13 protein-coding genes are annotated in these 13,137 nt (G+C 38.0%); 12 read left to right on the forward strand and 1 reads right to left on the reverse strand.

Annotation, left to right across the window (positions count from 1 at the left end; all coding sequences use genetic code 11):
- Positions 1-102: 102 nt before the first annotated feature.
- Together lysA and FH508_RS06765 are read left to right on the forward strand one after the other, a co-directional pair.
- Positions 103-1,422 carry a diaminopimelate decarboxylase gene (gene lysA, locus FH508_RS06760; RefSeq protein ID WP_173478266.1) on the forward strand — a complete coding sequence of 440 codons (1,320 nt, stop codon included), beginning with the start codon at positions 103-105 and terminating at the stop codon, positions 1,420-1,422.
- 199 nt (positions 1,423-1,621) lie between these two features.
- A complete protein-coding gene (locus FH508_RS06765) occupies positions 1,622-1,993 on the forward strand; it encodes a GNAT family N-acetyltransferase (RefSeq protein WP_139859738.1) in 372 nt (123 codons plus the stop codon).
- Here FH508_RS06765 and FH508_RS06770 read toward each other — a convergent pair.
- Entirely contained in the window at positions 1,990-2,493 is a 504-nt protein-coding gene (locus tag FH508_RS06770; RefSeq protein WP_173478267.1) for a DUF309 domain-containing protein, read from the reverse strand. The genes FH508_RS06765 and FH508_RS06770 overlap by 4 nt on opposite strands.
- 55 nt (positions 2,494-2,548) lie before the next feature.
- Between FH508_RS06770 and FH508_RS06775 the strand changes: the two genes are divergently transcribed.
- The 10 genes from FH508_RS06775 (at position 2,549) to FH508_RS06820 (ending at position 13,114) form a co-directional block, all read left to right on the forward strand.
- Positions 2,549-3,328 (forward strand): segregation/condensation protein A, encoded by a 780-nt coding sequence (locus tag FH508_RS06775; RefSeq protein ID WP_139859742.1) that lies wholly within the window; start codon positions 2,549-2,551, stop codon positions 3,326-3,328.
- Complete coding sequence (gene scpB, locus FH508_RS06780; protein WP_139859748.1) at positions 3,300-3,893, forward strand: SMC-Scp complex subunit ScpB; 594 nt, start codon at positions 3,300-3,302, stop codon at positions 3,891-3,893. Before FH508_RS06775 ends, scpB begins: the two co-directional genes overlap by 29 nt.
- 78 nt (positions 3,894-3,971) lie before the next feature.
- Positions 3,972-5,042, forward strand: a complete 1,071-nt coding sequence (locus FH508_RS06785) for a D-alanyl-D-alanine carboxypeptidase family protein (protein ID WP_139859744.1) — start codon at positions 3,972-3,974, stop codon at positions 5,040-5,042.
- A gap of 214 nt (positions 5,043-5,256) precedes the next feature.
- Positions 5,257-5,760: a hypothetical protein gene (locus tag FH508_RS06790; protein ID WP_228134422.1), complete on the forward strand. Its 504-nt coding sequence runs from the start codon at positions 5,257-5,259 to the stop codon at positions 5,758-5,760.
- Positions 5,761-6,108: 348 nt separating this feature from the next.
- On the forward strand, positions 6,109-6,840 hold the full coding sequence (locus FH508_RS06795; RefSeq protein WP_173478269.1) for a pseudouridine synthase: 732 nt from the start codon (positions 6,109-6,111) through the stop codon (positions 6,838-6,840).
- Positions 6,841-7,115: 275 nt separating this feature from the next.
- Positions 7,116-7,649 (forward strand): thiol-disulfide oxidoreductase ResA, encoded by a 534-nt coding sequence (gene resA, locus FH508_RS06800; RefSeq protein ID WP_173478270.1) that lies wholly within the window; start codon positions 7,116-7,118, stop codon positions 7,647-7,649.
- Positions 7,650-7,662: 13 nt separating this feature from the next.
- Positions 7,663-9,336, forward strand: a complete 1,674-nt coding sequence (locus FH508_RS06805) for a cytochrome c biogenesis protein ResB (RefSeq protein WP_173478271.1) — start codon at positions 7,663-7,665, stop codon at positions 9,334-9,336.
- A complete protein-coding gene (gene ccsB, locus FH508_RS06810) occupies positions 9,333-10,514 on the forward strand; it encodes a c-type cytochrome biogenesis protein CcsB (protein ID WP_173478272.1) in 1,182 nt (393 codons plus the stop codon). Before FH508_RS06805 ends, ccsB begins: the two co-directional genes overlap by 4 nt.
- 115 nt (positions 10,515-10,629) lie before the next feature.
- Positions 10,630-11,346 (forward strand): response regulator transcription factor, encoded by a 717-nt coding sequence (locus FH508_RS06815; protein ID WP_024361488.1) that lies wholly within the window; start codon positions 10,630-10,632, stop codon positions 11,344-11,346.
- Positions 11,339-13,114 carry an ATP-binding protein gene (locus FH508_RS06820; RefSeq protein WP_173478273.1) on the forward strand — a complete coding sequence of 592 codons (1,776 nt, stop codon included), beginning with the start codon at positions 11,339-11,341 and terminating at the stop codon, positions 13,112-13,114. Before FH508_RS06815 ends, FH508_RS06820 begins: the two co-directional genes overlap by 8 nt.
- Positions 13,115-13,137: the final 23 nt, after the last annotated feature.

The following is a 13,137-nucleotide window of genomic DNA, read 5'->3' on the forward strand; positions in this document are numbered from 1 at the left end:
TGAAAAATAATGCCTCGATGGAGATGTTTTTAAACTAGGTTTTTAAACATACCACGAGGCGCAAATTCACAAAATGGAAACGTGAAAAAGGGAGAGATGCAAATGCATTTATATGGAACACAAGCGATTTCTGAAGATGGACATTTAACAATAGGACAAGTAGACACACTAGAGCTTGCAAAAGTATACGGTACACCACTTTTTGTGTACGATACAGCGCTTATACGTAAACGCGCACGCGGCTTTATCGATACATTCAAAAAACTAGGTGTAAAGGCAGAAGTAGCTTATGCTTCAAAAGCATTTGCATGTGTAGCGGTGTACCAATTAGCAGCAGAGGAAAATCTATCATTGGATGTTGTCTCGGGTGGAGAATTATTTACAGCATTAAAAGCAGGATTCCCAGCAGAGCGCATTCACTTCCATGGCAATAATAAAAGTATTGCAGAATTAGAGCTAGCCTTTGACTCAAAAATTGGTTGTATTGTAGTAGATAACTTCTATGAAATTAAGCTTTTAAAAGAAATTTCAGAGCGCCGTCAGCAAAACATGCGTATTTTGTTGCGTGTCACACCAGGTGTTGAGGCACATACACATGATTTCATTACGACAGGGCAAGCAGATTCTAAATTTGGCTTTGATTTAAATAACGGCCAAGCAGATGAAGCGTTTGAGCAAACATTTAAACATGAATACTTACAACTTTTAGGCTTACACTGCCATATTGGTTCTCAAATCTTTGACACAGCGGGCTTTGGTTTAGCGGGAGAAAAATTAATCGACAAAATTTCTAGTTGGAACAAGACTCACGGTTTTACGTGTACTGTGTTAAACTTAGGTGGGGGCTTTGGTATTCGCTATACAGAAGAAGATGCACCGCTTGAGCCACAAGTATATGTTGAGGATATGATTACAGTTGTGAAAAACAAAGCAACAGTACTTGGTCTAACGATGCCAGAAATCTGGATTGAACCAGGTCGTTCACTTGTTGGCGATGCAGGCACATCACTTTATACAATTGGTTCTCAAAAAACAGTACCAGATGTACGTAACTACATTGCAGTTGATGGCGGAATGAGTGACAATATTCGTCCTGCACTCTACGATGCGAAATACGAGGCGGTTATTGCAAGTAAAGCCAATGCACCAAAAGAAGAGACGTACACTGTAGCTGGAAAACTTTGTGAATCGGGCGATAAATTGATTATCGATGCAAAATTACAAGAAGCAGCTTCAGGTGATGTACTAGCAATCTTCTGTACTGGGGCATATGGCTATTCGATGGCGAGCAACTACAATCGTGTACCACGTCCAGCGGTGGTATTTGTAGAAAATGGACAGCACCAATTAGCTATTAAACGTGAAAGTTATGAAGATATTGTACAAAATGATCTCCCGTTAACGTTAAAAAAGGGTGAATGAATTTGAGAAAAAATAAGTGGGTTTTATTAGCGTCCATGACGACATTTATTTTATTGTGGGGCGTTGTCTATTGGGTGTTAGCATCAAAAGGTATTCTCGGCCCTGGTTCGTAAGACAGAAATTGGCTTGCGGTAATAGTACAAATCGTGTAGGATAGTCAAAGATTATGTACAGCTAGAAAAAGAGGGAATAGACAATTATGTTAATTCGATATAAAAAAGCTTTCGAGAAAATAGCGATGGGGCTACTCTCGTTTATGCCTAACGAAAAAGACATTAAAAAGCTCACAGAGACAATCCAATCTTATGAAAATGATGAGAATTGGGTATTATATTTATGGAAAAAGAACGATGAGTATGTTGGGATCGTCGGGCTTGTAGTAGACAATAACACGGCAACTATTCAGCACGTCTCTGTAGTTCCATCCTATAGAGGTGAAGGTGTGGCTAAAGAGATGCTACAAGAAGTAGCAGATCTTGGTCAGTACGAACAAGTACGTGCAACGGATGAAACCCGTGAATTTGTGCAAAAATGTATACAATGTAATGAAGAAAAAGCAGACGAAAATTAACGTCTGCTTTTTCTTTGTTTGCTTTCTTGCCGCTCAGCAAGAATATGTGAGCGATCACGTAGCATATGTTTATGAAGAAGATAGTCAGAGCTACTTTCAGGTAAAAGCAATATGCGTGCCATCACTAAATCATGTAAAGCAGGCATTAGCGGTAATTGAAACGCTTGAAAGGACTTGCCTGTTTGAATATGGTCTAGTGTTTCCGTTAATTGTGCGAGAAGAGTGGTGTAGTCTATTTCATTAAAAAATACATTGCCTTTATTAAGTTGAAAATTGTTGAGTGCTTTATGTAGGATTTTGAAAGCACCCGTTGCGTTGCCGCGACGCCAATGATATAATCCTGTCGCTAATTGAACATAACCTACAAGAGGATGATTTTTATTGCCAGGCGCGAGGTCCTTCCAATATTCCTCAAGTACTTCATGGCATTCAAAAAAATCCCCATTGCCATTGAAATAGGCACAGTAATCTATAAATAAAGTATGGTGCTGTGGATGCATTTTGGACTCCTTTCCACTATACTAAAAGAACATTGAATATCAGGGTGGTAAAATAATGTCTTATGAAGTAAAATTAGAAGCCTTTTCAGGACCTCTTGATCTATTATTGCACTTAATTCACAGATTGGAAATTGATATCTATGATATTCCAATGGCAGAAATTACGCAACAATATATAGATCATATTCATGCAATGCAGGTTCTGGAATTAAATGAGGCGAGTGAGTATTTAGTGATGGCTGCTACACTTTTAGCCATTAAAAGCCGTATGCTCCTACCGATACATGAAGGAGAGCTAGAGGATGCGGAAATTGAAGTCGATGGACCTGACCCTCGTGAGGAACTGGTGCAACGTTTAATAGAATATAAAAAATATAAAGAAGCGGCAGGCAATCTACAGGAGCTTGAATCGGATAGAGCGCAGGTGTTTACAAGACCACCTTCAGATTTATCGGGATTGGCTTCAGATGAACAAATGGCGTTGTTCGATATGAATGTCAATATATATGATATGCTTGGCGCCTTCCAAAAGCTGATGCGCAGAAAAAAATTGAAAAAGCCATTGAAAACAACTGTCACGAGACAGGAGCGCTCCGTTAAGGATCAAATGCGTTCTGTTGTGAATTCTTTACGTTCCACAGGTGGACGTGCGTCATTTTTCGAGCTTTTTCCCTATGAGGATAAACCAACATTGATTTTAACGTTTTTATCACTGCTGGAACTGATGAAACGTCAGATTGTCCTTGTTGAGCAAGATGGTAATTTTGAAGAACTAACGGTCACATTACAGAAGGAGGAATGGGATGATGACGAAAACAATGATCCTACAAAGTAGAATTGAAGCTTTATTATTTGTTGTGGGTGACGATGGCTTAACGATTAAGCAATTAGCACAGCTACTTGGTGATGCAGAGGAAGTAGTTGCACAAGCTATGGATGCTTTATGTGCAGCATATGAGAAAGATGAAAATAGAGGAATTACAATTAAAGAAATGGCTGGTGTTTATCAGTTAATTACAAAGCAAGAGCTTGCAGATACGATTCAAAAATTAGTTGAGAATCCCACTGCACAATCATTATCTCAGGCATCCTTAGAAGTGTTGGCTATAGTGGCGTATAAACAACCTATTACAAGGGTGGCAATTGAAGATTTACGTGGCGTAAAATGTGAACGCCCACTGCAAACACTCGCTTCCAGAGGGCTAGTGAAAGAGGTTGGCCGTTCAGAAGGAACTGGACGTGCTATTTTATATGGTACAACGAAAGAGTTCTTAAATTACTTTGGCTTAAATAGTATTGAAGAAATGCCTCCATTACCTGAGGAGGAAAATGGAGATGCAGAGCAAGAAACGGATTTATTTATGACCAAATTCCAAGAAACTTTTAACGGCGTTAAGTAATTGAGGAAATGTGCTAATCGCTTTCCTTTTTAGGTTCATCGTTATACTTATCTATCACTTATAATAAGGAGTGGCTTGTTGCTACGGTTACTACGAGTATTGTTGTGCATGATTGTAGTGGGGATTTTAGTTTTTCCACAAAACGGTTTGGCAAGAGGCGGAAGCGGCCATGTTGTGTTAGACGGCGACACAGGTCGTGTATTATCAGGTACTAATAGTGATGCAAGGCTCCCAATCGCAAGCTTAACAAAAATTTGGACAGCTCTCGTTGCTATTGAAAACAGTGATTTACAAGATGAGGTAGTAATTTCTCCAAGGGCTGCAATGGCTGAAGGCTCTTCTATTTATCTGCAAGCGGGTGAGACGGTAACAGTTGAAACTTTGCTCTATGGCTTAATGCTGCGATCGGGCAATGATGCTGCAACAGCATTAGCTGAACATGCTGGCGGTTCAGTTGAAGGCTTTGTCAAATTAATGAACGAACGAGCGGTCATTGCTGGTCTCACAAATACAGTTTTTATGAATCCATCTGGCTTGCATCATGACGAGCATTTATCATCTGCAAGGGATACAGCTGAGATGTTGAGATTAGCACTTCAAAACAAAACGTTTGAAAAAATTGCATCTACTATCCTTTATCGAGCTGACACAGAAAACGGCATGCTTTGGGAAAATAAACACCGCTTATTACGAGAAGGCTCAGGAGTCGCGGCAGATATAGATGATGAAACAGAGCAACCTGTTAGTTCATTAAAATCAGCAACGGGTACGGCTTTTGCTGGAAAAACTGGATTTACAAAGGTAGCAGGAAGAACATTGGCAACCGCTTTTCATAAAGATGGGCAAACATGTATTGTAGTCACTTTAAATGCATCGGATGACTGGAATATCCATCGAGGTTTAGCAAATGAGGTTTGGCAAAATTATGATATGGAGACAGTTGTGAAAAAGGGCAAATACAATGTCAACAATAAACTGGCTATCCGTCTAGAGCAACCAATTCAATTGCAATTAAACAAAGAGGAAAAAAAGATAGTTAGGCAAGTACTTCAGGTATCCAGAAAAAGAAAGGAAGCAGTGCTTTCGATATTTATTGGGGAAGAGCGTATTTATGCAACGCCTGTAAAAGTAGAATCAGCGGATCGTTAAAAGCGATGCGCTGATTTTTTATAATGACTGATAGGGTGAATTGTTTACTTGAAAGTATTTTATATTTATTGTAAATAGTGTAAAATAATGAGAGTTGTAATAGAGAAGCATTAGGAGGTAAACAATTATCGCTACTAGTGAAAAAAATCGTAAGCAAACGCAAATCGCTATCATCATTATTTTATTTCTTTCAAGCTTTACAGCACCCTTTATTTTGTTATTTCCCATTCAGGAGTTACTTTATCGACCGCAAGAATTTTACCTTTTTGAGACCGTTTTTAAAGCATATATTATTTTAATGTTTGCCTTAATTGCAATGGCCATAATTCTATTAATAAATATTTTGATTACTACAACTACGAAAAAGGGAAGATATGTACAACGAACGATCGTTGGAACATCTTGGCTGCTCGTTCTTGTAATCTTATTTTTATGTATCAATCATTATCAAATTATTGACGAAAAAGGCTTACATATGAATCAATTTTTTAGTTTACAAGAAGACTCGACAAGCTGGGATGAGATTGTTAAAGTCGAACAAATAAATGTGCAAAAAGATGGCGTTACAAAACCAGATAAGCTTATTTTTACGGTAAACGATGGTTCTTCAATCGAACAATCTTTATCGTCGAAGTTATCAAAAGCGAAAACATATATTAATTATGAATTAAGTAAACAAGGCATGGCCATCGAAAATGTATATAGTGAAAATGAATAATTAAAAAGCTGTCCAAGGAGGGCAGCTTTTTTAATTAGGTTATAAAATATACTATATGCGGAAAAATTGTGTGAGTGCCTGGCACTTTTTTTTAATATGCGGACTAAATACGATTTGCATTTTGTTGATTGGTCTATATTAGAAATAAATAGTGTATATCGAAGAATCTTTAGGCTACGGACAGAAAAATAATCGAAAAACTAGCAAATAATACACTATTTAGAATTATCGTATTACTAATGCGTAATTAGTTTCTCTTTTATATTACACAAAAGTATGACATAATTTTCACAGATTGACGGGAAAAATAATCTTAAAAAGGTTACATTTTTAACTAGAGGTGAAAGAATGGAAAGATTACAAAAAGTTATTGCCTATGCTGGTGTCGCTTCAAGGCGTAAAGCAGAGCAATTAATTGTAGAAGGTAAAGTAAAGGTAAACGGTGTTGTTGTAAGAGAGCTAGGAACAAAAGTATCTAACTCGGATACAATTGAAGTAGAAGGTGTAAAGCTTGAGAAAGAAGATAAAGTCTACTACCTACTATACAAACCACGCGGAACAATTTCTGCTGTAACAGACGATAAAGGACGCAAAACTGTCACAGATTTATTTAAGCATATTCCGCAACGTATTTTCCCTGTTGGTCGTCTAGATTATGATACATCTGGATTATTATTACTGACAAATGATGGAGAGTTTTCTTATATGTTGACGCATCCAAAATTTAAAATTGATAAAACGTACATTGCACGAGTAAAAGGTATACCTACAATTGAGGGGCTAAAAAAGCTGCAACGTGGTATTAAACTAGAAGATGGTAAAACAGCACCAGCAAAAGTGAGTATGACTTCTTTTGATGAGCAAGCGGGCAAGGCGATTTGTGAAATTACGATTCACGAAGGGCGAAATCGTCAAGTGCGTCGTATGTTTGAGGCAATCGGCACACCAGTCGTTAAACTGAAACGTGAACGTTTTGCATTTTTAGATTTATATGGCTTAACACCAGGAGAATACCGTGAATTGTCGAAACATGAAGTCAAGCAACTGCGTGTGTTAGCTGAAACGGGACAAATCGGCTAAACGGACATTAGCGATGGAAAGTGAACATACGGTTATCCGTATAGTGAGTTTTTCACTTTCCTCGTGTGAAAACGTTCATAAATCATTCATAATTAATAACTAAGTTAATTTGTATCATTTTGCTATAATAGGTGAGAATAGTCCACCAGTTTTAAATTTATCCAGCAGACGCTGAACAAAGTAAGTCTCGGGGAGATATAACAGATGTTTCTTGCAAAAAGGCGAAATATCGACATAATTACCTCGAGGCGTATTTGAGTAGGGGGTTTATTAACTTGGAGAAAAAGAAAAAACGTCTTGTAACCCGTACCATTATTTTAGTTATTTTGGCGCTTGCCATAGGGTACACTGTTTACGGGACAGCGACAAAGGATAAGGTAGAGTTAGTAGCAGTTGGCTCTGAGGCACCGAACTTCACGTTAGTAGATTTAAATGGAGAGAAACACAAACTGTCTGATTATAGAGGGCAGGGGGTATTTTTGAATTTCTGGGGAACTTGGTGTAAGCCATGTGAGAAGGAAATGCCTGCGATGAACAATCAATATCAAGTCTTTAAAGACCTAGGTGTTCAAACATTAGCTGTCAATATTGCACAAACAGATTTTGAAGTGCAAAATTTTGTCGATAAGTACGGTCTTACATTTCCTGTAGTAATTGACAAAACAAAAAGTGTTATGACTGCCTATAATGTTGGAAATTTACCTGCAACTGTTTTAATTGATCCAGATGGTAAGGTAGTTAAAATTACTACTGGAGAAATGACAGAGGCGAATATCGCTTCTTACATGGAATTAATAAAGCCAAAATGAGGGGTAATTGACGATGGAGAATATTATTTGTGCTTGTGGACATAGTAATCCGTTTGGCACGAAGCTCTGTGAGAAATGTGGTCGTCCTTTAACCGAAGAAGAAAAACAAAATAAAGTTGTCGATATGCGCTATGATGGTACGGCTATTCGCTCAAAAACGTACAACAAAACAATTGTCGATAAAATTTGGAATTTTTTCTCTAGTGTTAAAGTTGGAATCGCTTTAATTATTATCACGTTAATAGCAGCTTCAATCGGTACGTTACTACCGCAAGAATTTTACGTAAAAGCTTCTGACATAGAAAAAGGAGCATATTACGAGGATGTTTATGGTTTCTTAGGGAAAATCTATTATACATTAGGTCTTTCTGATTTATATAGCTCTTGGTGGTTCCAAATTTTAGTAGGGATGCTTGCAGTTTCGATTATTGTTGCAAGTCTTGACCGTGGTATACCACTTTATAAATCATTGAAAAATCAACGAGTAAAGCGCCATGAAAGCTTTATGAAGCGCCAACGTATTATTGCGGAAGGGCAAGTGACGGAAAGCCCTGAAGAGACGCTTAATAAGGTCGAAAAGAAAATGACTGAGATGAAATATAAAGTTCGTCGCGATGGAAGTGCTTTGTTAGCAGAAAAAGGACGTTTCGCTCGTTACGGTCCGTACATAAATCATGTAGGCCTCATTATCTTTTTAGCAGGGGTTATGTTGCGTTTAGTTCCTGGTTTTTATGTCGATGAATCAATTTGGGTGCGTGAAGGTGAAAAACGTGCAATCACTGGCATGGAAGGTTATTTTATTGAAAATCATGAATTTATTTTAGAAACACATGATAATACACCACAAGGCGAACAGCTAAAACAAGGTGTAAACGTCGTTGCGAAAAACTTCCAAACAAATGTCACGTTATACAAACAGCCTGAAGATGCCATCGCAGGTGATATAGATAATCTAGAGAAGGTAAAAGATTATTCTGTTCGAGTGAACCATCCGTTAAAAGAAGCAGGCTACGCATTATATCAAATGGATTATCGTCTAAATGAATTAAAGCAAATGAATTTTGAACTAGTCAATAAAACAACTGAGCAATCACTGGGTACAGTAGAAGTCGATTTAACAAATCCTAAAAAGGACTACGATTTAGGAAATGGTACATCTGTTAAACTACTTGTCTACACACCAGACTTCTCTGGTTTTGAAAATGGTGTACCGCAAACTGCGACGTCTGTTCCTAATAATCCAGCATTTCTATTTAAAATGACGACACCAGAAACACCAGAGGGTGAAACAAGCTTTGTTGCGATTAAACAAACACTAGAACCACTAGGCGAAAATCAATACAAAATGAAATTTACAAGTGTAGAAACACGAGATTTGTCAGGCTTTACGATACGTAAAGACCGCACAATCCCTATTTTATTTGTTGGTGGTATTATTTTCATGATTGGCGTTGCGATTGGTTCATATTGGAATCACCGTCGTCTTTGGTTACAAGTAGAGCCAGATGGTAAATTACTGATGGCTGCCCACGTAAACAAAAACATGTTTAGCATGAAAAAAGATTTAGATGCCGTGACTGCATTTGCTGGTCTACCACAATATCAAGATCAGTTAGATACCGCAGAAGAGGACGAAGCGTCCACAAGCCGTGGCAAAAATGAAAAGGAAGGTGACAACACCTTATGAGTTTAATTGACTTAAGTGGGAATCTATTATTTGTTGCATTTGTAGCCTATCTAGTAGCAACCTTATTATTTGGCGGTGCAATTAAACAATCCAATGCTTCAGGTAAAAATACTGATAAATGGGGTAAACTAGCAATCACAGTTACGATTATTGGTTTCCTTGCACAACTTGGTTATTTTATTACACGTTGGATTCATACAGGGCACGCTCCTGTAAGTAATATGTTTGAATTTACGACTGCTTTTGGGATGTTTATCGTTGCAGCATTCATTTTAATTTACTTTATTTATCGTCTGACAGCATTAGGATTTGTAGCGTTACCTGTAGCGCTTTTAATTATTGCATATGCGTCGATGTTCCCGAGCGAAGTAAGTCCATTGGTACCTTCATTACAAAGTTATTGGTTAACAATTCACGTAATTACAGCTGCAATGGGGCAATCAATATTAGCAATTAGTGCAGTTGCAGGATTAATTTATTTATTAAAAGTAGTTGATTTAAAGAAACCTTCAAAGCAACGTTTCTGGCTTGAAGCGGTTATGTACTGTTTAGTTGTTGTTATTGGGTTTGTTATTGTGTCATCTACATTTAGTGCTATGCATTACGAATCGAAATACACGTATCTTGATAAAGAAGGTGTATCTCGTCAAATTACTTACAATTTGCCACCGATTTTTGGTATGCACGATTATGAGGCAGTTGAGGAACATGGCATGTCGCCATTAGTAGAAATGCCTGCACTCATTAATGCGAAAAAATTAACAACAGTCGTTTGGTCATTATTAGTAGGGTCATTACTATACTTATTAATTCGCCTGATTGCACGTCGACGAATTAGCGCAATATTCCAGCCGCTTGTTAAACGTGTAAATCTACAATTATTAGATGAAATTGGTTATCGATCTGTAATTATCGGTTTCCCAGTTTTCACGTTAGGCGCACTCATCTTTGCGATGATTTGGGCACAACTTGCATGGAGTCGTTTCTGGGGATGGGACCCGAAAGAAGTATGGGCTCTTATTACATGGTTATTCTATGCAGCATTCCTACATCTACGTCTATCTAAGGGCTGGGAAGGTGAAAAATCGGCTTGGTTAGCATTAATCGGCTTTGGTATTATTTTATTTAACCTAATAGCTGTTAACTTAATTCTTGCGGGTTTACACTCCTACGCGTAACAATGGGAACGAAAAGCCTTTTCGCTGCGGCGAAAGGGCTTTCTTTTCTTTTCAAGACGTTGTGTACCATGTACAATAGAGGGTAGAGAAAGTTTGGAAGAGAGGGATCGTGAAAGTGTCAGAGAATATTTCAGTATTAGTAGTAGACGATGAGGATCGTATTCGCCGCTTATTAAAAATGTATTTGGAGCGCGAAGGATACCAAGTCGACGAAGCAGAGAATGGTGAAGAAGCGATCGAGAAATCTTTAGAAAAAGAATATCACTGTATTTTACTAGATATTATGATGCCTGAAAAAGATGGGCTAGAAGTTTGTGCAGAAATTAGAGAACGTGCTGCTACGCCAATTATTTTATTAACTGCAAAGGGTGAGGAAGCAAACCGTGTACAAGGCTTCGAGCTTGGGGCAGATGATTATATTGTAAAGCCATTTAGTCCTCGCGAGGTAGTGCTACGTGTAAAAGCTATTTTACGTCGCTCACAAGCATTTTCACCTACAACAAATGCATCTTCATCTAAAGATTTAGTGGTATTCCAACACTTGATGATAGATCATGATGCACACCGTGTAACTGCAGAGGGAATCGAAGTAAACTTAACACCGAAAGAGTATGAATTATTGTATTTCCTTGCAAAATCTCCAGACAAAGTATTTGACCGTGAACAATTACTAAAAGAGGTTTGGCATTACGATTTCTTTGGCGATCTTCGTACAGTAGATACACATGTGAAGCGATTACGTGAGAAGCTTAATCGTGTTTCAGAAAACGCTGCAAAAATGATTGTCACTGTTTGGGGCGTTGGCTACAAATTTGAGGTTGTCAATGAATAGAATATGGAACAGTGTTGTCGGGAAGCTATGGGTAACCATATTGCTTCTCGTTTCATTTGTATTATTTGTTTTCACGGTTTTAATGCTCGAATTTCTTCAAAACTATCACATGCAGCAAGCGGAAATTTCATTGCGTCAAACGGCTGCAACAATAGCGAGTATAGTGGACGACAATGAGACAGCAGAATCGACTTCGCAATTATTAACAGATATTTTACCTGATGGGACAAATGCACTTATTGCGATTAATCATCTGGAAGTAACATTTGCGATGCAAGAAGGCGTTAATAAAGAAGAAATACAAGATGCGATTTTAGCGAATAAAGCATTCCATGAAGTATTTAAATCAGATGATCCTATCATTAAGGAAATGATGATGCCATCGTCGACTGATAAAGAAAAAATGGAATCGTATGTCGTGCTAGGTTTCCCACTAAACGTGGAAAATGAAGTGCATGGTGCGGTCTTTATTTACCAAAGTCCAGATGCGTTACATAAAACGTCAAAAGAGACTACGAAAATTGTCTTTTTAGCGGCGTTTATTGCTTTTGTGTTAACGACATTCTTTGCCTTTTTCCTATCATCACGTATTACTTCGCCGTTACGAAAAATGCGCGAGCTTGCGTTCGAAATTGCTAAAGGGAATTTCGAGGCTAAAATGCCGACAACGCAAAACGATGAAATTGGGCAGCTTGCAGTTGCATTCAATCAAATGGGACGCCAATTAAAGCACAATTTAGAGGTAATCAATCAAGAGAATGAGCAATTGTCCAATATTTTAACTTCTATGACTGACGCTGTTATTACGTTTAATCGTGATCGTACTATTTTACTTAGCAATCCACCTGCGGAACGCTTAATGCAAAAATGGTTTGTTAATAAAGGCTCTCAAAGTGCGAAGCCTATTCCACCTGAGCTATATCATATGCTTGATCACGTATTAATGTTTGAGGATAAGCTAGAAGAAGAAATTGAAATGGATGGAAATTATTATACATTTACGATTAGTCCGCTCTATAGTGGGGAATTGATACGAGGAGCTGTTGCTGTTATTCGTGATATGACAGAGCAGCATCGTCTAGAAAAGCTTCGCTCAGACTTTATTGCCAATGTATCACATGAGTTACGGACACCTATTTCCATGCTTCAGGGCTACTCAGAAGCACTAATGGATGATGATTTTATTCAAGATCAAGAAGAGCGTAATGAGATTACAAAAATTATTTATGATGAATCAAAGCGTATGGGACGTTTAGTTACAGACTTATTGGATTTAGCACGCATGGAATCTGGACATATGACACTATACAAAGATGAAGTGCCGATTAACGCGACATTTGAGCGCATTACACAAAAATTTGCCCAAGTAGCAAAAGAGAAGCATGTGCAGCTCCTATTTAATAGTGAGTTTGATGAAGATGCGGTAATAAGCATGGATGAGGATCGTATTGAACAAGTGTTAACGAATTTAGTAGATAATGCACTGCGTCATACAGATGAAGGCTCTGTCTTTGTGAAAGTAGAGCAGGAGCCGACTTTTGCCAAAATCTCTGTTCAGGATACGGGCCACGGAATTCCACAGGAAGATTTGCCGTATGTTTTTGAGCGTTTTTACAAGGCAGATAAAGCGCGTACACGTTCTAAAGGGGGAACGGGTTTAGGGCTTGCCATTGCTCGAAATATTGTAAAAGCTCATTCTGGGAATATTATGGTCGACAGTGTATTAAAAGAAGGCACAACCTTTACTTTCTATTTACCCTTTGACTAACTTTGTCCGATAAAAACCCATTG

The organism is Lysinibacillus sp. CD3-6 (assembly GCF_006351725.2).
Lineage (GTDB): Bacteria > Bacillota > Bacilli > Bacillales_A > Planococcaceae > Lysinibacillus.

Coding starts and splice junctions, on each gene's coding strand:
- FH508_RS06820 (WP_173478273.1), top strand. CDS start 11,339: ATGAATAGAATATGGAACAGTGTTGTCGGGAAGCTATGGGTAACCATA.
- FH508_RS06765 (WP_139859738.1), top strand. CDS start 1,622: ATGTTAATTCGATATAAAAAAGCTTTCGAGAAAATAGCGATGGGGCTA.
- FH508_RS06775 (WP_139859742.1), top strand. CDS start 2,549: ATGTCTTATGAAGTAAAATTAGAAGCCTTTTCAGGACCTCTTGATCTA.
- FH508_RS06805 (WP_173478271.1), top strand. CDS start 7,663: ATGGAGAATATTATTTGTGCTTGTGGACATAGTAATCCGTTTGGCACG.
- FH508_RS06795 (WP_173478269.1), top strand. CDS start 6,109: ATGGAAAGATTACAAAAAGTTATTGCCTATGCTGGTGTCGCTTCAAGG.
- ccsB (WP_173478272.1), top strand. CDS start 9,333: ATGAGTTTAATTGACTTAAGTGGGAATCTATTATTTGTTGCATTTGTA.
- FH508_RS06770 (WP_173478267.1), bottom strand. CDS start 2,493: ATGCATCCACAGCACCATACTTTATTTATAGATTACTGTGCCTATTTC.
- lysA (WP_173478266.1), top strand. CDS start 103: ATGCATTTATATGGAACACAAGCGATTTCTGAAGATGGACATTTAACA.
- scpB (WP_139859748.1), top strand. CDS start 3,300: ATGACGAAAACAATGATCCTACAAAGTAGAATTGAAGCTTTATTATTT.